This is a genomic window from Stenotrophomonas sp. CFBP8994, from assembly GCF_034044835.1.
In the GTDB taxonomy this organism is placed as follows: Bacteria; Pseudomonadota; Gammaproteobacteria; order Xanthomonadales; family Xanthomonadaceae; genus Stenotrophomonas; species Stenotrophomonas rhizophila_A.
In genome coordinates this window covers 433,877-453,397 of record NZ_JAXCWT010000001.1, presented here as the reverse complement: position 1 = coordinate 453,397, position 19,521 = coordinate 433,877, and the positions used below count along the sequence as shown (strand labels likewise).

At 64.6% G+C, this 19,521-nt stretch carries 24 protein-coding genes and 1 tRNA gene; 11 read left to right on the top strand and 14 right to left on the bottom strand.

The window, feature by feature from the left end; translation table 11 throughout:
- Positions 1-51: 51 nt before the first annotated feature.
- The 3 genes from SOM39_RS02205 (at position 52) to SOM39_RS02195 (ending at position 3,006) form a co-directional block, all read left to right on the top strand.
- The gene (locus SOM39_RS02205) at positions 52-474 is read left to right on the top strand and encodes a BLUF domain-containing protein (RefSeq protein WP_320457337.1); all 423 of its coding nucleotides are present in this window, start codon (positions 52-54) and stop codon (positions 472-474) included.
- A 1,166-nt stretch (positions 475-1,640) separates the two neighbouring features.
- The gene (locus SOM39_RS02200; protein WP_320457336.1) at positions 1,641-2,531 is read left to right on the top strand and encodes a hypothetical protein; all 891 of its coding nucleotides are present in this window, start codon (positions 1,641-1,643) and stop codon (positions 2,529-2,531) included.
- A 178-nt stretch (positions 2,532-2,709) separates the two neighbouring features.
- Positions 2,710-3,006, top strand: coding sequence for a hypothetical protein (locus SOM39_RS02195; RefSeq protein WP_307106671.1), 297 nt, complete (start codon positions 2,710-2,712; stop codon positions 3,004-3,006).
- A 303-nt stretch (positions 3,007-3,309) separates the two neighbouring features.
- Here the strand turns inward: SOM39_RS02195 and SOM39_RS02190 are convergent, their stop codons facing one another.
- On the bottom strand, positions 3,310-3,783 hold the full coding sequence (locus SOM39_RS02190; protein WP_320457335.1) for a hypothetical protein: 474 nt from the start codon (positions 3,781-3,783) through the stop codon (positions 3,310-3,312).
- Between the two features lie 236 nt (positions 3,784-4,019).
- Here SOM39_RS02190 and SOM39_RS02185 point away from each other — a divergent pair, with 236 nt between their 5' ends.
- The 3 genes from SOM39_RS02185 to SOM39_RS02175 all read left to right on the top strand — a co-directional run bounded on the left by SOM39_RS02185 (position 4,020) and on the right by SOM39_RS02175 (position 6,086).
- The gene (locus SOM39_RS02185) at positions 4,020-4,562 is read left to right on the top strand and encodes a GNAT family N-acetyltransferase (RefSeq protein WP_320457334.1); all 543 of its coding nucleotides are present in this window, start codon (positions 4,020-4,022) and stop codon (positions 4,560-4,562) included.
- A gap of 127 nt (positions 4,563-4,689) precedes the next feature.
- On the top strand, positions 4,690-5,694 hold the full coding sequence (locus SOM39_RS02180; protein ID WP_320457655.1) for an HWE histidine kinase domain-containing protein: 1,005 nt from the start codon (positions 4,690-4,692) through the stop codon (positions 5,692-5,694).
- The gene (locus SOM39_RS02175; RefSeq protein WP_068853346.1) at positions 5,691-6,086 is read left to right on the top strand and encodes a response regulator; all 396 of its coding nucleotides are present in this window, start codon (positions 5,691-5,693) and stop codon (positions 6,084-6,086) included. Before SOM39_RS02180 ends, SOM39_RS02175 begins: the two co-directional genes overlap by 4 nt.
- Positions 6,087-6,102: 16 nt before the next feature.
- On the opposite strand, the gene SOM39_RS02170 is transcribed toward SOM39_RS02175, so the two are convergent.
- On the bottom strand, positions 6,103-6,234 hold the full coding sequence (locus tag SOM39_RS02170; protein ID WP_255220457.1) for a hypothetical protein: 132 nt from the start codon (positions 6,232-6,234) through the stop codon (positions 6,103-6,105).
- Between the two features lie 283 nt (positions 6,235-6,517).
- On the opposite strand from SOM39_RS02170, the gene SOM39_RS02165 reads away from it, so the two are divergent.
- Entirely contained in the window at positions 6,518-6,691 is a 174-nt protein-coding gene (locus SOM39_RS02165; protein ID WP_068853344.1) for a DUF1328 domain-containing protein, read from the top strand.
- 66 nt (positions 6,692-6,757) lie between these two features.
- Here SOM39_RS02165 and SOM39_RS02160 read toward each other — a convergent pair whose 3' ends face one another.
- From SOM39_RS02160 to SOM39_RS02140, 5 genes are all read right to left on the bottom strand, one after another.
- Positions 6,758-7,528, bottom strand: a complete 771-nt coding sequence (locus SOM39_RS02160; RefSeq protein ID WP_320457333.1) for a transporter — start codon at positions 7,526-7,528, stop codon at positions 6,758-6,760.
- A 74-nt stretch (positions 7,529-7,602) separates the two neighbouring features.
- Positions 7,603-8,085: a hypothetical protein gene (locus SOM39_RS02155; protein ID WP_320457332.1), complete on the bottom strand. Its 483-nt coding sequence runs from the start codon at positions 8,083-8,085 to the stop codon at positions 7,603-7,605.
- A gap of 97 nt (positions 8,086-8,182) precedes the next feature.
- On the bottom strand, positions 8,183-8,605 hold the full coding sequence (locus SOM39_RS02150) for a hypothetical protein (protein ID WP_141236189.1): 423 nt from the start codon (positions 8,603-8,605) through the stop codon (positions 8,183-8,185).
- Complete coding sequence (locus SOM39_RS02145; RefSeq protein ID WP_320457331.1) at positions 8,602-8,829, bottom strand: hypothetical protein; 228 nt, start codon at positions 8,827-8,829, stop codon at positions 8,602-8,604. The genes SOM39_RS02150 and SOM39_RS02145 overlap by 4 nt, the downstream gene beginning before the upstream one ends.
- Positions 8,830-8,831: 2 nt before the next feature.
- Positions 8,832-9,608 carry a MipA/OmpV family protein gene (locus SOM39_RS02140; RefSeq protein ID WP_320457330.1) on the bottom strand — a complete coding sequence of 259 codons (777 nt, stop codon included), beginning with the start codon at positions 9,606-9,608 and terminating at the stop codon, positions 8,832-8,834.
- A 116-nt stretch (positions 9,609-9,724) separates the two neighbouring features.
- Here SOM39_RS02140 and SOM39_RS02135 point away from each other — a divergent pair, with 116 nt between their 5' ends.
- The 4 genes from SOM39_RS02135 (at position 9,725) to SOM39_RS02120 (ending at position 12,734) form a co-directional block, all read left to right on the top strand.
- Positions 9,725-10,399 carry a response regulator transcription factor gene (locus SOM39_RS02135; protein ID WP_068853332.1) on the top strand — a complete coding sequence of 225 codons (675 nt, stop codon included), beginning with the start codon at positions 9,725-9,727 and terminating at the stop codon, positions 10,397-10,399.
- Positions 10,396-11,730, top strand: coding sequence for a HAMP domain-containing sensor histidine kinase (locus tag SOM39_RS02130; protein ID WP_320457329.1), 1,335 nt, complete (start codon positions 10,396-10,398; stop codon positions 11,728-11,730). Before SOM39_RS02135 ends, SOM39_RS02130 begins: the two co-directional genes overlap by 4 nt.
- A 110-nt stretch (positions 11,731-11,840) precedes the next feature.
- The gene (locus SOM39_RS02125) at positions 11,841-12,044 is read left to right on the top strand and encodes a hypothetical protein (RefSeq protein ID WP_068853328.1); all 204 of its coding nucleotides are present in this window, start codon (positions 11,841-11,843) and stop codon (positions 12,042-12,044) included.
- Between the two features lie 129 nt (positions 12,045-12,173).
- Entirely contained in the window at positions 12,174-12,734 is a 561-nt protein-coding gene (locus SOM39_RS02120) for a DUF3011 domain-containing protein (RefSeq protein WP_320457328.1), read from the top strand.
- Positions 12,735-12,764: 30 nt separating this feature from the next.
- On the opposite strand, the gene dxs is transcribed toward SOM39_RS02120, so the two are convergent.
- The 7 genes from dxs to SOM39_RS02085 all read right to left on the bottom strand — a co-directional run bounded on the left by dxs (position 12,765) and on the right by SOM39_RS02085 (position 19,428).
- Entirely contained in the window at positions 12,765-14,663 is a 1,899-nt protein-coding gene (dxs, locus tag SOM39_RS02115; RefSeq protein ID WP_068853324.1) for a 1-deoxy-D-xylulose-5-phosphate synthase, read from the bottom strand.
- A gap of 115 nt (positions 14,664-14,778) precedes the next feature.
- Positions 14,779-15,438 carry an HNH endonuclease gene (locus tag SOM39_RS02110; protein WP_068853322.1) on the bottom strand — a complete coding sequence of 220 codons (660 nt, stop codon included), beginning with the start codon at positions 15,436-15,438 and terminating at the stop codon, positions 14,779-14,781.
- A gap of 211 nt (positions 15,439-15,649) precedes the next feature.
- Entirely contained in the window at positions 15,650-17,440 is a 1,791-nt protein-coding gene (locus tag SOM39_RS02105; RefSeq protein ID WP_320457327.1) for an acyl-CoA dehydrogenase C-terminal domain-containing protein, read from the bottom strand.
- 49 nt (positions 17,441-17,489) lie between these two features.
- Positions 17,490-17,975 (bottom strand): LEA type 2 family protein, encoded by a 486-nt coding sequence (locus tag SOM39_RS02100; RefSeq protein WP_320457326.1) that lies wholly within the window; start codon positions 17,973-17,975, stop codon positions 17,490-17,492.
- A 182-nt stretch (positions 17,976-18,157) separates the two neighbouring features.
- On the bottom strand, positions 18,158-18,697 hold the full coding sequence (locus tag SOM39_RS02095) for a lipocalin family protein (RefSeq protein WP_320457325.1): 540 nt from the start codon (positions 18,695-18,697) through the stop codon (positions 18,158-18,160).
- Positions 18,698-18,774: 77 nt separating this feature from the next.
- Complete coding sequence (locus SOM39_RS02090) at positions 18,775-19,242, bottom strand: hypothetical protein (protein ID WP_320457324.1); 468 nt, start codon at positions 19,240-19,242, stop codon at positions 18,775-18,777.
- Positions 19,243-19,352: 110 nt separating this feature from the next.
- Positions 19,353-19,428, bottom strand: a tRNA-Phe gene (locus SOM39_RS02085).
- Positions 19,429-19,521: the final 93 nt, after the last annotated feature.

Below are 19,521 nucleotides of genomic sequence, written 5' to 3'. Positions count from 1 at the left end.
GTTGGCCGATATGATGTACCGTTCAGGACAAAGCCCCATTAAGGATTCATCGTGCCGTTGCTCGCCTTTGCTTACGCCAGCCAGGCCACAGAAGGTCTTCCTGCCGACAAGATCGAGCAGCTGAGTCGCGACGCTGCTTCGTTTAACGCCATAGCAGGGGTTACTGGCCTCCTGCTTTTTGACGGTGCGCGCTTCCTACAGTACTTGGAGGGCCCCGACGATGGGATCGAAACCGTCTACTCCCGAATCCGCTTCGCGACCAGCCATTGTGACCTGGTCGAGCTGGCACGGGGCCGGGTCAGCAGGCGCAGGTTCCCGTACTGGTCCATGCGATGGATTCCTGTAGAGGAAGCGGTTTTGCGCGAAGCGACCTTCAGTGACTGGACAAGCCTCGCTCAGCGTAAACCTGGTTCGCGGACGCAGCCCACCGGCGTGGACCGCTTAACTGAACTTGCCGCGCCTTACATCATCTGATTACGGGGTCAGCCCTGCGGATCAGACGCCCGGGAGCGGTCGCGTCCCACGAACAGGTCGAAACGCGCATTGCTGATGGCCTGGCGAGCCCCGCAACCTGCACAGGCCAAGATGGTGCCGCCCTCGATACTCTCCAGCTCCGGCGGGCTTGTTGCATGCATGGTCCTCCTGCATTTCTGGCAGGTAGCGCGAACGGCAGTGATGGACGTGAAATGCTCGGGGGTCCCCTCCGTGGTCCCCAGAACCTCGTGCAGATGGAAGGAGCCGGTGTTAGGCATGGCATGGAAAAGCTTCTGACGACCCTGAACACTAGCAAGCGCGGCCGTCAAACATCTGTGAGTGCACCGTAGCGGGTCTGCGATGGCTACTGGGTGCTGCGCGTATCCGAGAGGCGAACGCTGAAACGTTCTCATCCCCTGAGCCGACCCCGTCATACCGTAGGCGTATGGACATTCCCAACACCCTACCGCCCGCCGAACGCCCGGACCCCACGCAGCTTCAGCCCGCTCTCGGGCACCTACTGTTGCACGACACCCGCAGCCCGGAAGAGCAACAGGCTGCCTCTCTTAAGGAATCGGCTAGGCGGAAGGGCAGGGGGCGCAGCAAGTGGTGGGAGGCGGTCAAGTGACGCCCGTTCTTCGTCACCCTATCGCCAGCTAAGCTATTGATCTGTATGTGCACGTTTTGCCGTGTTTCGTCGGCGCCGGACGGGGGCGGAACCTTTCCGGATCAGAGACATAGGTCAGTGTTGGTCGCTGCCTGGGGGGCAGAGGGTCGTCGGTTCAAATCCGGCCGTCCCGACCATTGTTGGTGACACGATCAAGGGTTCGCACTTCTGGTGCGAACCCTTTTTTGTTTTGGCGGTGTCAACGACCAGAACTAGCAAGCGGTTGGGTCTTAGGAAAGGTTGGATTCCGACAAGTTGGTCGCTGGCGTGAGGTGGGCAGGGTAGACCCTATCTACTAACTCGTCTGAAATATGCCGGCTGAGCTGCTGGAGATGTCAGTTTGGGCACGTTCTTCGCGCTTGGTTTTGATAACGCGATCAAGGTTTGAAGTTTCCGTGCCCGGTGCACTAGTTCCAAGTAAAACACTGGGACAGGGCGCACCTTTCTGACTATTGCGCGGTGGTACGGTTGCGCCCCCCTGATTTCCAGACGCGCTTTCATGTCTAACAGCGCCACTCCCGACACCATATTCAACAACACATTAGGCGAGGCGTTTGAGGCACTCAAGTTGGGTGCCAATGACCTGGTTACGGTACGCAGAGTTCAAAGGCGCGCGGACGAGCTTGCGTCGATAGATGCAGCTGGGGCTTGGGAGCTGCGTGCGTACGCATCGGCCATCAAGAATGCCTTTGATGCTGCGGACGAAATGTTCGCCTGTGCACTTCGCCTTCAGCCGGGAAATCTAAATATCCGGGTTCGTTGGCTGGCGATGCTCTGTGTCACAGGACAGGTTGGGAAGGTAAAGGAGAAATTCATCGCGTTTCGGCCTGGCTTGGATGGCAACTTCGCTGCCATGGGCGCGGTGATCAGCCTGCTTGGATATGTCGGCCTGCTGCATGATGCCTTCCAACTTCGACAGCGCGTAGCCGCTTTAGGTGGAAATCCGGGCGGACATGCTTTCGACGGCGATTTCGGCATTGCCTCCGCTCCTGAGATGGTCCGCGAAAAAATGCTTGCCACGGAGGACTTCCCGGAGCCATTGCCTTCCAGCGTATATACGTTCTCGGCGGAGGATGCGGAGCAGGTGCTTGCAGACCAAGGCTTGAGTGTCGACGCGTGGTCGGAGCCGATTGGCTGTGCCATCCGGTTCCTCCGCCAGAAGAGGCTGAAGGTCGTCGCGGTGAAGTCGTCCTTCATTCCCCACGATGATCGCGCGACCGCAATGCACTTCCAGCTGCTGATCGTCGCCACACCCGATATCTGCTGGGAGGCAGAGTGGGAGTTCTGTGGGGTCCTCGTGGATCGTGATTTCCCAATCATCAACTCCGGCACTGCAACCATTGCCTTCATCCCCACGTTGAGGGAGGCGCCCCGTGCCAATCACTCCTGAGCACCTTCGTGATTTTGGGAAGCGGCATGCATGCGACCATTCCGACGAAGTTACGCTTCGCGCTGCATCGAGCAGATCGTACTACGCAGCCTTCCATGCTCTTCACCCTATTGTCGACAGGCTTCCAGCGTCCAGGCGCTGCGTCGCGGCAAGGGTTGGACGACTTTCCCACACAGAGATGGTCGAGCGTCTTAAGGAGTGGCGTACGGATCGGCTTGGTGTCGATCTTAGTAGCCTCGTTCCGCTGAAGAAGCGGATGGTGCAGTCGTTGGAAGTGGCGAGGGCCGCTCGAGTCCAGGCGGACTACAGACTCAATGAGCATGTGAGTCTTCCAGAACTTGAAGAGCAGATTCGTCGCGTCCGCTGCATCATCGATGCGGCGCTGAAAATCTCCAACGAAATATCCAGGCGGAGCAAGCCCACATTGCGACCCGATGAAATGCGCGATCAGTTGCCTCAGGAGCGCCATCCGTGACGGGGGTAGAAGTCGAGGCGTGTTGAGTGGGGTGAAGCGTGTTCGCGCGGGCGTAGTAACTTCACATGGTTGTAGAAGGCAAAGAGCTGGCGGTGAATGCATGGTCGATGTTTCAGGCTACATCCGCTGAGGGCCTGGCTGCTAAACGACAAGCAGCTTTTGCAATGATTTCCCAGCATGGCTGGGGATGCTCCGAACCCCCTTCCGTGGTGACATGGAGGGCCTGCTAAGGAGATTGCTGCGTCATTGCGCTGTGGTAACAAAAAAGGCCCGGTTCGGGCCTTTTTCGTTGGTGTGTTGGCTTCAGTGCGTGGTTGAAGGCGGACGGCTGTCTTCTTCTAGTGGAGCAGGGGGTTCTTCGTCAATGTCGACGATGGCGATCAGTGCGAGGAGGTTCTTGATCGGCATGTCCTCAACCGTGCCAGGGCAGCGTTCGAGCACATCGATCAGCTCCAGCAGTTCGATGATTCGCAGATCGTAGATACGAAACAGCTTGCGTATGACGCGAAACAGGTCGTGTCGAGAGAGGTCGTGCTGGCCGATCATGCGTTTGACGAAGTTGCCCGCAGCAGGGGAGCTTCCGCAGCGGGTCTCCGCGAGGGCCTGCATGATCTCGCCGATGGTCAGCGAATCGAGCGGTCGCGCGGTGGCAGCCAGGCGCTTCTCGAGGTCGACCCATGCCGAACTGTTCCATTCCAGCGAGTCGGAAATATCACCGAAGTAGTGAGCGAGGTGGACGGCGACGCGGGTCGGGGCTGCGAGGGAGTCATTGGACATTGCGGAATTCCTCAGTAGAAGTGAGATCCACCGCCCTGCGGAATGCCGATGGGCGCTGGTGCGCCTTTGGCTTCGGAACGCCAATTCCGGCCGCCGGATGTGCGGCGACGGACGGATGCTGCGCGTGATCAGGCAGGCCGTCAATGGCTGGGGCGACGAACTGTGCGGTAGGAACCCTTTCCTTGATCAAACTGTGTCTCAGGACGCGCTTGGGTTGTGCGCCGGGTGCATTCTGTGTGGGCGCGCTGCACTGGCTGCGTCGCGCCAGCTACCATCCAGATGTCAGTTTGAAACCGGTTTTCATGGAGGGCACCCCAATGGCGGTACGGCGACTAAGGGCCACAGATCTGGAGCAGGCCAGTGCGGTGTGCATGGCGTCCTTCATGGAGGCGGTGGCGCCGTCGCTGTCTCCGCTGGGGATTGAGACCTTTACCGGCATCGTGTCGATGAACGGGTTCGCCGACCGCATGTCCGACGACAACGACATGTTTGTCTTTGAGACCGCCGGGCGGGTTGTCGGGGTGGCCGAGCTGATGGGCGGCCAGCACGCGGCGACGCTGTTCGTGGCGCCGGGGTGGCAGGGGCAGGGCGTTGGGCGGGCGCTGATGGCGGCGCTGCTGGAGTGCGCGCGGGGCGAGGTTGTTACAGTGCGGGCCTCGTTGAGCTCGGTGCCGGCTTATGAGCGGTTTGGGTTCCGGATTGCGGGGGAGGTGGGGGAGTATCTGGGGCTGGTGTATCAGCCGATGGAATGTGTGCTTGCTGAGGGGCTAGCGGACTAACAGTCCGCTCTACCAGTCCGCTCTGCCAGGGCGGGTCTGCAGCCTCCGCTCACAAAGCGCTAACGTGATCCCACTTTCACGCTGCCGCCCCTATGCTTCCCCTAAATGAACAGGGCTCTATCCCGTGCTGCAGGAACAGGAAGACAACAGCGCCAAGTGGCGGATCTACGAAGCCCTTCTGCAGGCAACTCCGGATCTGTCCTACGTCTTTGACCTGGAGCACCGCTTCATCTACGCCAACAAGGCGCTGCTGAACATGTGGGGCATGACCTGGGATGAGGCGATGGGCAAGACCTGCCTGGAGATCGGCTACGAGCCCTGGCATGCGGCGATGCACGATGCGGAGATCGATCGGGTGATCGCCACCAAGCAGCCCATCCGCGGTGATGTGCCGTTTCCGCACGCCACCGAGGGCGTGCGCATCTATGACTACATCTTTACCCCGGTCATTGGTCCCGATGGCGAAGTGGAGGCCATTGCCGGCAGCACCCGCGATGTGACCGAGCGCAAGCGCCACGAGCAGCACCTGCAGCTGCTCATCAACGAGCTCAACCACCGGGTAAAGAACTCGCTGGCCATGGTGCAGTCCATCACCCGCCAGACCTTCCGCAACGCACAGAACATCATCGACGCTGGCGAGAAGATCGAAGAGCGCCTGCTGGCCCTGGCCGGAGCGCACGATGTGCTGACCCGGGAAAACTGGCACAGCGCCGATATCCACGATCTGGTCCAGGCCACGGCCGACCTGCACGGCGAAGGCGGGCAGCGCTTCGATATCAAGGGCGAACCCTGCCGGCTCGATCCCCGCCGTGCCCTGGCGCTGGCCATGGCGCTGCATGAGCTGGGCACCAACGCGGTCAAGCACGGTGCGCTGTCCGGGCCCGATGGCCGTGTGCGGGTGGAGTGGGGGCAGCGTCAGGTCGATGGGGAGGACGTGATCGAACTGGAGTGGCAGGAGCGCGATGGCCCCCCGGTGCAGCCGCCGGCGCAGCGCGGGTTCGGCTCGCGGTTGCTCGAGCGCGGCCTCAAGCATGATCTGGGCGGTGATGTGGAGCTCACGTTCGAGCCCGAAGGCCTGCGTTATCGGGTATCGATACCGCACGGCGATGACGCGGTCCAGGTGCACCTGTGAGCCCGCGCGTCCTGGTAGTCGAAGACGAATCGCTCATCGCGATGCTTGTCGAGGACGGGCTGGAGACGCTGGGCTACGAAGTGGTGGGCCCGGTGGGTACCGTCGATGCGGCGCTGCGGATCGTGGAGCAGACGCCCTTTGACCTGGCGCTGCTGGACATCAATCTGGGCGGGAAGCAGTCGTTCCCGATCGCCGAGGCGCTGGAGTCGCGCGGCATTCCGTACGTGTTCCTGACCGGCTATGACAGGTCCAGCCTTCCGCTGGCATTCCAACATCGGTTCGGGTTGCAGAAGCCGTTCCGGATGTCAGCCTTGCAGCAGGCGCTGGAAAAACTGCAGGGAAGCAAGCGTGGCGGCAACGCGCCTGCCCATCGCCCCACACTGGGCCAGTGATGACGGCGCGGCGCAATCAGCCGACGGCGCGAATCACTTCTTCAATCAGCACGACGTAGCAGGCCACGAAGTAGACCTTGAGCAGGGCGGGATGCTGCTTGGTGACGAATGCGCGCATGGCATTGATGACGTAGTGGGACGTCAGCATTGTGACCAGCCGGTGAAATTGAGGCAACGGTCACACATTCAGTGCGGTGATGAGAGGCTGCGTGAGCGAGCTTAAAAATCAATAACTTGCGATGGCAGGGTCCGAAAAGCTCTTTACCGTTCGTCGGAAAATTCCTACAAGTGCAGCTGAATACGTAGCGGGCGTCTTCACCTGCGAGGTAGCGATTTCACGCCGTTCACGCGCCCCATTCACTATCGCGGCACGCGCCAATCGCTAGCGTGGAGTCCTGTCAGTCAACCCGCATTCCGGGCAAAGGAACAACATGATCAAGTGGGCCATCATCTTCGCCATCATCGGCCTCATCGCCGGCGCACTCGGCTTTGCCGGCATCGGCGGCGCCGCCATTGGCGTGGCCAAGTTCCTGTTCTGGGCCGGCATCATCATCGCCGTCATCCTGTTCCTGCTGGGCATGACGGTCGCCAAGAAGGTGACCTGACCCCCAGGGTCGTAACGTGTAACACCGCCGAAGAAGCCTGCGCAGCGATGCGCAGGCTTTTTTGGTTCACTCGAAATAGAACGAAACGCCCAGCTCCGCCTGTACATCGGGGCTGTTGCTGTCCAGACCGAGGTCGAAGGACGCGTCCAGCTGCACGCGTCGGGCCGCCATCCACGTCACGCCTGCACCGGCCACCGAGGTCGAGGATTCGCCCTGGGTGTGTGTGAAACCGGCCTCGATGTAGGTGCTCACGGTGTCGCTTATGGCCAGGCTGAGGCTGGGCGACCAGGTGAACTCGTCCTCGCCCGCGCCGCGCGTGGCATTGGCATACAGCGCGCCGCTCCACTGGTCGTTGAAGGTGTATTCGTAGCTCGCGCCGAGGTTGTACTGGGTGCCGCCTTCGCTGAAGTCGCGTGAGCCGGTATCGAAGCTGGTGCTGGCCAGCAGTGCGACAGCGTGGGTGTCCGAATCGAGGGGAAGGGCGAACTTCAGCGCCAGGCCGCTGTCGCCTGCGCCACGCGTCGTGGTGGAGGGCGCATTGCGCGGGGCTTCGCGCAGGCGGTTCCAGGGGCTCCCGAACGCCTGCAGTTCCAGGTTGGCGCCCAGGCCCGCGCGCAGCAGCAGGTCGGTGCCGTATTGCGTGGTGCGCGTGCCGTCGTCATCGCGGTCGCGTTCGTAGCTGGGCAGCCCCAGTTCCAGTGCGGCGCCGCCGCGCGGGAGCACCGAGGCGGAGAATCCCAACCCCGGGCGGTCGAACGCTGGTGTTTCCGCCTCGTCCTGCTGCGCCCACGCGGGCGCGGCCAGCGCCAGCAACATCACCGCCATCACACCACGCATCGCCACACCTGCGGTTGGGAAACAGCTGCAGCCTAGCGAGGCGCCGGCAACGCGCCGTGAGGATGTCGCGGCGGTCAGTCGGTAGCGCGGCCGTCATCCTGGCCTGCGTCTTTCTCACGGCGAGCATCGTCATCGCTGTCATCCAGGCCTTGCCGCATGTGGCGCTGGCCGGGCAGGTCCGCCGACAGGACGCGTGAGGGTTCGGCGACCAATGGGCTGCGGCTCTGTGCATGCACGCGCGGCAGGAGCGTGCGCGGATCGGGCAGCACCCAGAAACCATTGCTCAGTTCCGGCCGGCGTGCCACCTCGTGGTCCAACGGCGGGGTGGTCTCTTCCTCTTCCGGATCAAACCACTGCAGGTCCTGTCGCCTGCCGCCTTCTTCATGCTCATGGTCGTGCGCGCTGTCGCGGTCGTCCGCGGACGAGGGCGTCATCGCATCCAACGCGTCGGCCGCTTCCTGCCAGCCCGGCGCATCGGCGCAGACCGCCTCGGCGAGCGGGGTGGGCGATTCAATGCGCGGTGGGAGGGGCGGTGGGATATCGGAAGGAACTCGCATGGGCAGTGCGTCCGCTGCGCTGGAAGGGAAACCGGACAGTGATCCCGCCCACGCCGGTTTTCAACGCAACAAGTCGCAAACTGCCCCACCGTGCGGACTACGCCGGGCGGGTCAGTGCCAGCAGGCCTTCCAGCAACCTGGCGGCACGCGGCTGCCCGTCATCGTCGATCGGGCAGGCCATGGACTGCAGCCAGAAGCCGTGCGCGGCGCGACGCGCGGCGGTGAGGCGGTGGTCGTCGCCTTCGCCGGGGTGGCGCAGCAACTGCTCCTGGATCCACCGCTTCAGGGCCTGGGCGATTTCCGGATCCGGCCGTCCGCGCGGCACACCCGCACCCGGTTCGGGCGGCAGCAGGCACGCACGGAAAATGGCGGTGACATAGGCGCGGGAAAAGCGTCCATGGCGATCCGGATCCTGTTCGATCAGCGCCTGTACGGCCTGGTCGAACGAGACCAGCGCGGCAACCAGCGCCGGTGCATCTGCAGGGTCTTCAGTGCTCAGCATCGGGAAAGGTCGGCTCATGTGGGTGCCTGCGGTAGTTGCGGCGGCGTGGTGCCCGCCCGCGCGAGCACCCCATGCAGCAGTTCAATCACCCGTTCGCCCTGGCCGTTGCAGGCCAGTTCGAAGGTGGTGTGGCCGCCCAGGGCGGCCAGTGGGGCATGCAGGATCCATTGCAGTACCTGGGTGCGGTCCGGCTCGATCTGCAGCGCTACGTTGGCGACACGGCGTACGATGCCTTCGCGCATGGTCAGAATCCGTAAGTGAGCGCCAGCAGCGCGGTATCCATGTGGTCGCCCCGGGTCATCGGGCTGTCCTTCACCGCGCTGGAAAGCAGGGTGCGGCGCAAAGATGCGGTGGCGGTCCAGTGCGCGCCCAGCGGCATCAGCGCGGTGACATCCATGTACGGCGCCACGCCGCTGCCGGCCCTGTAACGCGCCAGGCCGCTGCGCTGCGCTTCCTCGGCACTGATGCCGAAGTAGTAATCGTTGAGCGCGCTGCTGGCGTAGTTCACGCCCACGCCGGGAATCAGCACGACCTTGCCGGTTGGAATCGGGTAGGCGTACTTTGCATCGGCCGCGATGCCGCCGCCGTGGCCGCTCACTTCGGCCAGCACGTTGGCCTGCAGCACGCCCCACGGTGCGGTATGGCGCACGGCGACACCGGCCATCGCCGAGAGGTTGCGGTTGTCGAGCTGGCGCAGCTGCAGGTCATCGGTGTCCTTGCGCTTGAAGCGCATCACGTGCGGCTGGGCCAGCAGCGAGACTTCGGTTTTCTCGTTGTCGAACAGGGTGTAGCCGATGCTGCCGCCACGGAAATGGAACTTCCTGCCTTCGTAATTGATGACCGGTACGGGCAGCACGTCGGTGTCATAGCCGGCGTAGGGAGATTTCTGCGCTACCACGGCCAATCCCAGGCTGCTGCGGGGTCTTTCGCCGGGGGCGGCCTGGGCCAGCACGCTGCCGCTGGCCAGCAGGCCCAGCAGGGTGATGCCTGCCGTTGCTGCCTTCCGTGAACCGATCTGCATGGGTACTGCTCCTGGGGGACGATCAAACCCCCATGATGTCCCCCGGACATTGTGGGAACGTTGCGCCGGCCAGCGCGGTACCATCGGCGCCCATCACCCCTGTTGCCCGTATTGCCATGCGCATCCTGCTGCTCGAAGACGACCCCGAACTGGCAGGCGCCATCCAGGCCAGCCTGGGCCGGCATGGCATGGTGGTGGACCTGGTGGTGTCGATGGCGCAGGCCGCCGAAGCGCTGAAATCGGGCGTGCACCAGGTGCTGCTGCTGGACCGGCAGCTGCCCGATGGCGATGGCGCCAATTTCGTGCGGGTGGCACGCAGCCACATTCCCAACCTGCCGGTGATCATGCTCACCGCGCGCGATTCGGTGGCCGACCGCGTGGTCGGGCTGGATGTGGGCGCCGACGACTACCTGACCAAACCGTTCGCGGTGGAAGAGCTGCTGGCGCGGATCCGCGCGATTTCGCGGCGGCCGGCGCAGATCACCCTGCCGGTGCTGGCGCTGGGGCGGCTGCAGTTTGATTTCGTGGCACGCCAGGCCAGCGTGGCCGGTGCGCTGCTGGCACTGCCGCGCCGCCAGTTGCTGGTGCTGGAAGCACTTGCGCTGCGCCAGGGCCGCACGGTGGCGCGCGCGGCGCTGCAGGAAGCGGTGTATGGCTTCGATGATGAGATCCAGTCCAACGCGCTCGATGCACACGTTTCCAAGCTGCGCCGCGCGCTGGCCGATGCCGATGCGCAGGTGGAGATCCACGTGATGCGCGGCATTGGCTACCTGCTCAAGGAAACGGCATGAAATTCCTCAAACCCGGCTCGCTGTCCTTCAGCCTGGCCTGGAAGATCTGCCTGATCCAGATGACCATGGTGGCGGTGGGCCTGACCGGCATGGTGTTGATGTACGGCGACCGTGGCGCGGCGTATATCGACTGGAAAACCAGCCAATCGGTGGCCGAGGCGATCCATGTGGAGGGCGATGCGCTGCGCGTGGATTGGGATGCGGTCAACGAAGCGGTACCTGACCGCCCGGCCACGTTCTGGTTCGCCGCCGCCGATGAGCAGGGCCGGACGCTGGAGCAGGGCACCGTACCGGCCGCGTTCCGCCCACTCGTGCAGCAGCTGCAGCACGTGGAGCCCACCGATGTGCGCACGCGCACGCACGGGGTGGAGCTGGCGATGCGGGTATGGGTGACCGAGCCCGATGGCGGCCGCATCCACGTGATGCTGGGCGGCATTCCGCATCGCGGCCTGTGGCGGCAGATGCTGGTGGTGATCGGCTACCTGGGCGGCTGGATCACCCTGCCGCTGATCGTGATCACGCTGGTGGTGGCGCCGTGGGCAATTCATCGCTCGCTGCGCGGGGTGAACCGGGTCGCGGCGCAGGCCGCGGCGATCCAGATCACCGAACGCGGGCGCGGCCTGGATACCCACGCCGTACCGCGCGAGATCGTGCCGCTGGTGGATGCATTCAATGCAGCCGTGCGGCGCATTGGCGAGAGCTACGATGCGCAGGATCGCTTCCTGGTGGGCGCGGCGCATGAGCTGCGCATGCCCATTGCGATCTTGGCCACGCGCATTGCCGACCTGCCGCCGGGGCAGGTGCGTTCGCGCCTGCAGCGAGACCTGGGCCGGCTGAGCAACATCGCCGAACAGCTGCTGGACCTGCAGCGGCTGGATCACCACCGCAGCCAGCACCAGCGCATCGACCTGACCGCGTTGACCGGGGAGGTGGCCGCCGATGTGGCGCCACTTCTGATCGATGCCGGCTACGAATTCGCGGTGGAGGCACCGGAGGCGTCGGTGTGGGTGCTGGGCGATCCCGATGCGCTGCACCGGGTGATCAGCGGGCTGCTGCAGAACGCCATCGCCCACGGCGGCGGGCGTGGCCTGGTGGTGGTGGAGCTGCAGGCCGGCGGGGTGCTGTCGGTGAGTGACGAGGGCGATGGCGTGCCCGAGCAGGCCCGGCAATCGATCTTCGAACCGTTCCACCGGCTGCGCCCCAGTGGCAGCGGCAGCGGGCTGGGGCTGTACCTGGCGCGCGAGATCATGCTGCGCCACGGCGGCAGCATCGTGGCCGAAGAGGCGGCCAGCGGCGGTGCACGGTTTGTGATGACCTTGCCGGTGGTATAGGGAAAGTGCGGTGCCGGGTATAGGGCGGATACCAATATCAGACTAATCCGATAGTTCGGTATCGGCTTCAGCCGTATGGTGCGGGTCAGGGACAACCCCCGGAGTGCACCATGAACATTACCGTGAAGCACGCTGACCACCGCTGGTGCGTTCTTGACCCCAGCCGCAATGAAGCTGCCGCCTTCGCCGAAGGCGCGGTGGCCTTCGATTTCGCCGACAACCTGGCCCGTGAGCAACACGCGGAAACCGGGCGCAGCGTTGGCGTGCGGGTGGAAGTGGAAGACGCGTTTGTCGATGTGGTCCGCTACGGCTGAGCCCGCCGGAACCGGTCAGCTGCGCGTTGGCTAGTTGAATCGACCCTGAAATGAGCGACCTTCGGCCTATAGGCGGAGGGCCTCGCTTGCCTGATCCTGTGCCTATTCACAAAACGGATCGAGGCAGGCATGAGGAACAACGCGATGGCCAATGGAACGCACAAGTGGGTGTGGGCGCTGCTGCCGGCGCTGCTGGCTGCAGGCGCTGCTGCCCAAGCGCAGCAGTACGACCGTTACCGTGACGATGGCTACAACGATGGCCCGGTGCGCTGCGAATCGATCAAGGGCCGCACCCAGCAGTGCCCGATCGAGGGCCGCGCGCGGCTGGTGCGCCAGCTGTCGGGAACCCAGTGCATCGAGGGCGACAACTGGGGCCAGGCACGCAACGGCGTGTGGGTCACCCGGGGGTGCCGCGCGGAGTTCGTGGCCGAAGGCCGGCGGCCCTCGCATGGCAATGGCAACGGCTGGGGCAACAACGGCGGTGGCTGGGGCAATGGTGGGCGCGGGCAGGTGATCAGCTGCGATTCCAACGACAACCGCATGCGCCGTTGCAACGTCAACATCCGCCGCGAGGCCCGGCTGATCCGCCAGACCTCACGCAGTGCCTGCGTGGAAGGCCGCACCTGGGGCTGGAACCGCGATGGCGTCTGGGTCAACGGCGGTTGCCGCGCGGAATTCGAAATCCGGTAAGGGCGTAACGCTTCCGCGCGGGATTCGGGGTCAGGCGCTCAGCGCCTGACTGCCGAGATTCGGCCAACGCTTCAACACGGCGGCACGGATACCCGCAGCATCAATCCCCGCTTCGGCCAGCAGGTCTTCGCGGCTGGCATGGTGCTGGAAGCTGTCGGGCAGGCCCAGGTGCAGGAACGGGCGCAGCACGTCTTCTGCATTGAGCAGCTCGGCCACGCCGGACCCGGCGCCACCGGCCACCACGTTGTCTTCGATGGTCACGAAGCCCTGATGGGTCTTGGCCAGCTCCAGCAGCAGCGCACGGTCCAGCGGCTTGATGAAGCGCATGTTGACCACGCTCAGGCCCAGCTCGCGGCCCACCGCTTCGGCCGCCGGCACGGTGCTGCCAAACGCCAGCAGCGCGATGCGGCTGCCCTGCACGCGCAGGTCGGCCTTGCCGATCTCCAGCGTGGACAGGTCGTTGCCGGCGTCCACGCCGGTGCCGCTGCCACGCGGGTAGCGCACGGCGGCCGGGCCGTCGTACTGCAGCCCGGTGCTGAGCATCTGCCGGCATTCGGCCTCGTCGGCCGGGGCCATGACCACCATGTGGGGCACGCAGCGCAGGAAGCTCAGGTCCAGGTTGCCCGCATGTGTGGCGCCGTCCGGGCCAACCACGCCGGCGCGGTCGATGGCGAACAGCACATCCAGCTTCTGAACAGCCACGTCATGCACGAGCTGATCGTAGGCGCGCTGCAGGAACGTGGAGTAGATCGCCACCACCGGCTTGGCGCCCTGGGTGGCCATGCCCGCGGCCAGCGTGACTGCGTGCTGCTCGGCAATGGCCACGTCGTGGTAGCGCTCCGGGTATTCCTTGCTGAAACGCACCAGGCCAGAGCCTTCGCGCATGGCCGGGGTGATGCCCAGCAGGCGCGGTTCGGCGGCGGCGGCATCGCACAGCCAGTCGCTGAACACATCGGTGTAGGTGGGCTTCTTGGCGCCGCCCTTGGCGATCAGGCCCTTGTCCGGGTCGAACGGGCCCACCGCGTGGTAACCGATCTGGTCGCCCTCGGCGCGCTCGTAGCCCTTGCCCTTGGTGGTCATCACGTGCAGCAGCTTCAGGCCCTTCAGGCCCTTGAGCGTCTTCAGCGTGGCCACCAGCGCAGGCACGTCGTGGCCATCGATGGGGCCGGTGTAATGGAAGCCCATTTCCTCGAAGAAGGTGGACGGCACGAACATGCCCTTCCAGTGTTCTTCCCAGCGCTTGACGAAGCGCGCCGACGGGGATTTTTTCTTGTCGCCCAGGATCCGCTTGCCGCCTTCGCGCAGCGCATTGAGCGTGCGGCTGCCGGTGGCCCGGCCGAGCATCTTGGTCAGCCCGCCCACGGCTTCGGAGATCGACATGTTGTTGTCGTTGAGGATCACCAGCAGGTTCGGTTCCTGCTCCATGCCACCGGCATGGTTGAGTGCCTCATAGGCCATGCCGGCGGTCATCGCGCCATCGCCGATCACCGCCACCACCTTGCGGTCGTCGCCTTCAAGCTGGCGCGCGATCGCCATGCCCAGCGCGGCCGAGATGGAGGTGGAGGAATGGCCGACCCCGAAGGTGTCGTACTCGCTTTCCTCGCGCTTGGGGAACGGCGCCACGCCGTCCTTCTGCTTGACGGTGTGGATCTCGTCGCGGCGGCCGGTCAGGATCTTGTGCGGGTAGGTCTGGTGGCCCACGTCCCACACCAGCTGGTCGACCGGGGTCTGGTACAGGTAGTGCAGGGCCACGGTGAGTTCGATCACGCCCAGGCCGGCGCCGAAATGGCCGCCACTCTTGCCTACCGATTCGATCAGGTAGGCACGCAGTTCATCCGCGATGGCGGGCAGTTCGGATTCTTCGAACCTGCGCAGGTCATCCGGGTTCTGGATGCGCGACAGGCGGGGATAGCGTGCGGAATCGATCATGTTTATCGCGCTTCTTCTCAAGCGCCTATTTTCGCCCCCAAACCGGGGTGGGGCAAGCAAACCGCTCCGCCGGTGAGCAAAGGGTGAGGGTTTCCTGCGACAACGTGTCGCAGGTTCAGGCGGCGAGCTTGGAGCGTTTGGGCAGCTGCGCCTTCAGGAACGCCATCTGGTCGGCCAGGATGTTGCGGTTGGAGAGGATCATGTGTTCGATCCAGCTGGGCCGGTAAGGCACGGCCAGCAAGGGCATGCCGGCCTGCTGCGGGGTGCGGTCGCTCTTGCGCGAGTTGCAGTGGAAGCAGGCGCTGACCACGTTTTCCCACACGTCCAGGCCGCCCTTGGACAGCGGCATGACGTGGTCGCGGGTCAGCTGCGGGCGGTGGAACTGTTGGCCGCAGTACAGGCACAGGTGCGCATCGCGCGCGAACAGCGCCTGGTTGGACAGGTTCGGGGTGGGATCGATGGCACGGGAACGGGCGTGGCCGCGCGCGGCGATGATCGGGTGCAGGTCAACCCCGCTCTGCAGGCCGGTCAGGCGGTTGATGCCACCGTGGATGTGCAGGCAGGGATCGCCCAGGGTCCAGGCAACGGCATCGCGCGAGTAGAGGCAGGCGGCGTCCTGCCAGTTGATCCAGTCCAGTACGCGTCCATGGGCGTCCAGGGACAATAACCGGACGCTGCCGGGCCGATGCAGGGAAACGATCGGCGATACCTCGGCGACCGGGGCGGACGAGGCTCCGGTATCGATCAGACCTAAGCTCGTAGTGTCTGTCTCCATCGGGAAAACAGCTTATACCGGATTGGTTACGGTTTGGGTATAGGCGCGGGCGCCTACACCCAAACCGTAACCAATCCGGGACCCGGGGCATACCTCCTATACCCCGCGCCTGTCGGCGCGCCCCCTTTAACAAAAGGGGGCTCCTGGTCTGTGGGATGCAGCGCCGGCCGCGCGTGATGCGGTAGGTACCGACCGTTGGTCGGTACGGCTCTTAGTCGCCGAAACGGGCGTCTTCCATGGCCATGAGCGATTCCGCGCCGGCCTGGATTGCTGCTGCATGGCTGAGCGTGCGCGGCAGCATGCGGGCGAAGTAGAAGCGGGCGGTTTCGCGCTTGGCCTGCTTGAAGGCCTCGCTCTGCGCGGACGCATCAGCGGCGGCCACGCTGCGGGCCCACCAGTACGCCAGCACCACGTAGCCGGAATAGAACAGGTAATCGAAGCTGGCCGCGCCCAGTTCGTCCGGGTTGGTGGTCGCGCGCTGCAGCGTCGCCATGGTCAACTGGCCCCATTCCTGGGCCTTGGCGCGCAGCGGGGCGATGAACTCGGCCAGCGCTTCGTTGCCTTCGTTGGCCTTGGCGAAGGCCTCGATCTCGGCCAGCATCAGCTTCAGCCCGGCGCCCTGGCTGGCGGCGGTCTTGCGGCCGATCAGGTCCAGCGCCTGGATGCCGGTGGTGCCTTCATACAGCGTGGTGATGCGTGCATCGCGGGCCAGCTGCTCCATGCCGTGCTCGTGGATGTAGCCGTGGCCACCGAAACACTGCAGGGCGTTGTAGGTGTTCTCGATGCCCCATTCGGTCTGGCAGGCCTTGGAGATCGGGGTGAGGAAGCTCACCAGGGTCTCGGCGCGCTCGCGTTCGCCGGCATCGTCGGCGTGGTGGGCCACGTCGATCAGGGTGGCCGCGTGCAGCGCGAGCAGGCGGCTGCCTTCGACCAGCGACTTGATCGAGAGCAGCATGCGGCGCACGTCCGGGTGGACCAGGATCGGGTCGGCCGGCTTGTCCGGGTTCTTCGGGCCGCTCAGCGAACGCGACTGCAGGCGTTCACGCGCGTACTTCAGTGCATTCTGGTAGGCGCGCTCGGACAGGCCGATGCCCTGCAGGCCCACGCCCAGGCGCGCGGTGTTCATCATGGTAAACATCGCCTGCAGGCCCTTGTGCGGCTGGCCGACCAGGTAGCCTTCGGCGCCATCGAAGTTCATCACGCAGGTGACCGAACCCTTGATGCCCATCTTGTGTTCGATCGAGCCGCAGCGCAGCGCGTTGCGCTCGCCGACGTTGCCGTCACGGTCGACCTTGAACTTCGGGGTGACGAACAGCGAAATGCCCTTGGCACCGGCCGGCGCGTCGGGCAGCTTGGCCAGCACCAGGTGCACGATGTTGTCGGTCAGGTCGTGCTCGCCGGCGGTGATGAAGATCTTGGTGCCGGTGATGGCATAGCTGCCATCGGCATTGGGTTCGGCCTTGGTCTTGAGCAGGCCCAGGTCGGTGCCGCAATGCGGTTCGGTCAGGCACATGGTGCCGGTCCAGCGGCCTTCGATCAGCGGCTTGAGGAACGCATCCTGCTGCCAGGCTTCGCCGTGCTGCTTGAGCGCTTCAATGGCGCCATGCGAGAGCAGCGGGAAGTTGCCCCACGCCAGGTTGGCGGCGTTGATCATTTCGTTGAGCGGCACGCCCAGCGTGTGCGGCAGGCCCTGGCCGCCCAGTTCGGGGGCAGCGGTGAGGCCGGTCCAGCCGCCATCGACGAACTGCGCGTAAGCCTGCTTGAAGCCGGGCGGGGTGGTTACTTCGCCGCTGGCCTGGTCGAGCACGCAGCCGATTTCATCGCCCACGCTGTTGAGCGGCGCCAGCACGCTGGTGCTGAAGCGGCCGGCTTCCTCCAGCACCGCATCGACCACGTCGGTGGTGGCATCGGCGAAACCCAGGCGGGCAAACAGCGGCTCCACCTTCAACACGTCATGCAGGGCGAAGCGGATATCGGAAAGCGGGGCGGTGTAGCTGCTCATCGTCAGGTCTCGATCAGATGCGGGGATCAGGTAGGAGCGGTGTTGGGGGTCAGCGCAGCACGCCGGGCAGGCCGGGGGCCTGGTTGAGGGTGCTGCGGTTGTCGATCTCGAAGCTGCGCTGCTTCTTTTCCTGCGGGGTGGCGGCCACGGTGCCCTTGAGCGAATAACCCAGGGTGCGGTTGCCGGCCAGGGCGTCGGCCACCACGATGCGCGCGGCCGAGGAGGGCTGCAGTTCCACGTTGATGACATCGGCCGAGACGCCGCCGATGGAGATGGCCGGGCGTACGCTCACCTTGCCGGCATCCTGGTCGCCCACCTGCATCTGCAGCTCCACGCTGTCGAAGGTCATGGGCATGGAGCTGAAGTTCTGCAGGCGCAGGGCCAGGGTCCAGTTGCCGTTGGCGCCCACGGTCAGCTGCTGCACGCTGGCAGCCGGCGGCGAGACGCGCTTGACGTTGGTGTTGCAGGCGGTCAGCGCAACGGCGGTGCCGGTCAGCAGGGCAACGGTAAGAACAGTACGGAGGCGGTGGAACATGGGCGCAAATCCTCGTGCAGGTGCCGCGTAGGTAAGAGCATACTACGGCGTATGGTAGTTGTGCGGGTGTAGGGGGTGCGGCGGCTGCCGGCCGTGGGACACAGGCCGGTAGGCATCGACCGTTGGTCGATACGCATCCTAAGACAAGCGAAGGTGCATTCAGGTTTCAGGCGCGCCGGCGATCAATCCACCGGGGCCATCACCTTCAGGGGCGCCAGGTCATACCCCATCGCTTCGGCTTTGGCCTTCAGGCTGGCGAACAGCGCGGCATCCATCGTCGGCGAGCGCGACAGGATCCACAGGTACTTGCGGTCCGGGTCGCCCACCACCGCCCACTGGTAGTCCGGGTCCAGCGCGATCACCCAGTAGTCGGCCCATACCAGCGGCACCCAGGCCAGCCAGTCCGGCACGAAGCGCACCTGCAGCTGGCCCGGTTCGCCTTCCACCGGCCGCGCCACGCCCTCGGCTGCGATGCGCTCGCCATCGCCGGTGCGGCAGGCGTTGTGCACGCTGATGCGACCATCGGCGCGCAGCGCGTAGGTAGCGGTGATGTCGCCCACGCATTTCTTCTGGAACGACACCGGCAGGTGCGCGATTTCATGCCACTGGCCCGCGTAGCGGCCCATATCCAACGCAGGCACTGAACGCACCGGTTCCACCGCGTGGGTGGTGACGGAGGTCAACAACAGTGCAGCAGCAAACAGGGCAGGGCGAAGGCGCATGGGTGTCTCCCGGCAGGAGGCCCGAGCTTAGGGGGGAGGACGTTGGCGGGTGTAAAGGTTTTGTCAGCCGGTGCTGATCAGGGGGCGAAACGAACGTGGCGCGGGTCGCTTACCTGGAGCTGGGTCTGGAAGTAGTACTTGCCGGAGGGCTTGCCGTCGTGGGTGAACGCGATGGTGGTGCGGCGGGCCGTGCCCTGTACCAGCAGGCGACGGTTGACCAGGTATTCCAGCGGCATGCCCAGCTGCTTCTGCAGTGCTTCGCGCTGCGCGGCATCCAGCGACACGTTCAACGCGAGCTGATGACGGTAGTCGCGTTCGCTGTTGAGGTAGATGCGGTCTTCGGTGACGTCGGTGTTCTTGACGGTGAACACGAAGGTGCCACTGATGCCGCGCTGCGGATCTTCGTTGGCGGCAAACACGGCTTCGGCGGGAGTGATCCAGCCTGGCGTGACCGTCGGCATCGGCGCGTTGGGTGCGGTCATCGCACTCTGGTGCGCACAACCAGCACTGAGCAGCAGGAACGGCAGAAGCAAAGCGACACGCATGGGACATCCTTGTTCAATGACGGTGTCCGCATTGTGCATGTGCCTGCCTGCAATGCCACTACAGCAATGCAAAAAAAAAGACCTGCATTTCTGCAGGTCTTTTAGATTTGTGGTGGCCGAGGACGGAATCGAACCGCCGACACGGGGATTTTCAATCCCCTGCTCTACCAACTGAGCTACTCGGCCACTTCATCGCTGCGTTGCCGCTGGCGAGGACGCGAATAATACGGAGGTCTACGGGGTTCGGCAAGCGTTTCGACAAAAAAATTTCACATTCGT

Bases quoted from the DNA above. Each gene is read 5' to 3' on its own strand.
- SOM39_RS02200 (WP_320457336.1), top strand. From the start codon at position 1,641: ATGTCTAACAGCGCCACTCCCGACACCATATTCAACAACACATTAGGC.
- SOM39_RS02155 (WP_320457332.1), bottom strand. From the start codon at position 8,085: ATGCGAGTTCCTTCCGATATCCCACCGCCCCTCCCACCGCGCATTGAA.
- SOM39_RS02125 (WP_068853328.1), top strand. From the start codon at position 11,841: ATGAACATTACCGTGAAGCACGCTGACCACCGCTGGTGCGTTCTTGAC.
- SOM39_RS02150 (WP_141236189.1), bottom strand. From the start codon at position 8,605: ATGAGCCGACCTTTCCCGATGCTGAGCACTGAAGACCCTGCAGATGCA.
- SOM39_RS02145 (WP_320457331.1), bottom strand. From the start codon at position 8,829: ATGCGCGAAGGCATCGTACGCCGTGTCGCCAACGTAGCGCTGCAGATC.
- SOM39_RS02090 (WP_320457324.1), bottom strand. From the start codon at position 19,242: ATGCGTGTCGCTTTGCTTCTGCCGTTCCTGCTGCTCAGTGCTGGTTGT.
- SOM39_RS02140 (WP_320457330.1), bottom strand. From the start codon at position 9,608: ATGCAGATCGGTTCACGGAAGGCAGCAACGGCAGGCATCACCCTGCTG.
- SOM39_RS02120 (WP_320457328.1), top strand. From the start codon at position 12,174: ATGAGGAACAACGCGATGGCCAATGGAACGCACAAGTGGGTGTGGGCG.
- dxs (WP_068853324.1), bottom strand. From the start codon at position 14,663: ATGATCGATTCCGCACGCTATCCCCGCCTGTCGCGCATCCAGAACCCG.
- SOM39_RS02190 (WP_320457335.1), bottom strand. From the start codon at position 3,783: ATGTCCAATGACTCCCTCGCAGCCCCGACCCGCGTCGCCGTCCACCTC.
- SOM39_RS02165 (WP_068853344.1), top strand. From the start codon at position 6,518: ATGATCAAGTGGGCCATCATCTTCGCCATCATCGGCCTCATCGCCGGC.
- SOM39_RS02095 (WP_320457325.1), bottom strand. From the start codon at position 18,697: ATGCGCCTTCGCCCTGCCCTGTTTGCTGCTGCACTGTTGTTGACCTCC.
- SOM39_RS02105 (WP_320457327.1), bottom strand. From the start codon at position 17,440: ATGAGCAGCTACACCGCCCCGCTTTCCGATATCCGCTTCGCCCTGCAT.
- SOM39_RS02195 (WP_307106671.1), top strand. From the start codon at position 2,710: ATGGTCGAGCGTCTTAAGGAGTGGCGTACGGATCGGCTTGGTGTCGAT.
- SOM39_RS02130 (WP_320457329.1), top strand. From the start codon at position 10,396: ATGAAATTCCTCAAACCCGGCTCGCTGTCCTTCAGCCTGGCCTGGAAG.
- SOM39_RS02170 (WP_255220457.1), bottom strand. From the start codon at position 6,234: ATGCTGACGTCCCACTACGTCATCAATGCCATGCGCGCATTCGTCACC.
- SOM39_RS02100 (WP_320457326.1), bottom strand. From the start codon at position 17,975: ATGTTCCACCGCCTCCGTACTGTTCTTACCGTTGCCCTGCTGACCGGC.
- SOM39_RS02160 (WP_320457333.1), bottom strand. From the start codon at position 7,528: ATGCGTGGTGTGATGGCGGTGATGTTGCTGGCGCTGGCCGCGCCCGCG.
- SOM39_RS02135 (WP_068853332.1), top strand. From the start codon at position 9,725: ATGCGCATCCTGCTGCTCGAAGACGACCCCGAACTGGCAGGCGCCATC.
- SOM39_RS02110 (WP_068853322.1), bottom strand. From the start codon at position 15,438: ATGGAGACAGACACTACGAGCTTAGGTCTGATCGATACCGGAGCCTCG.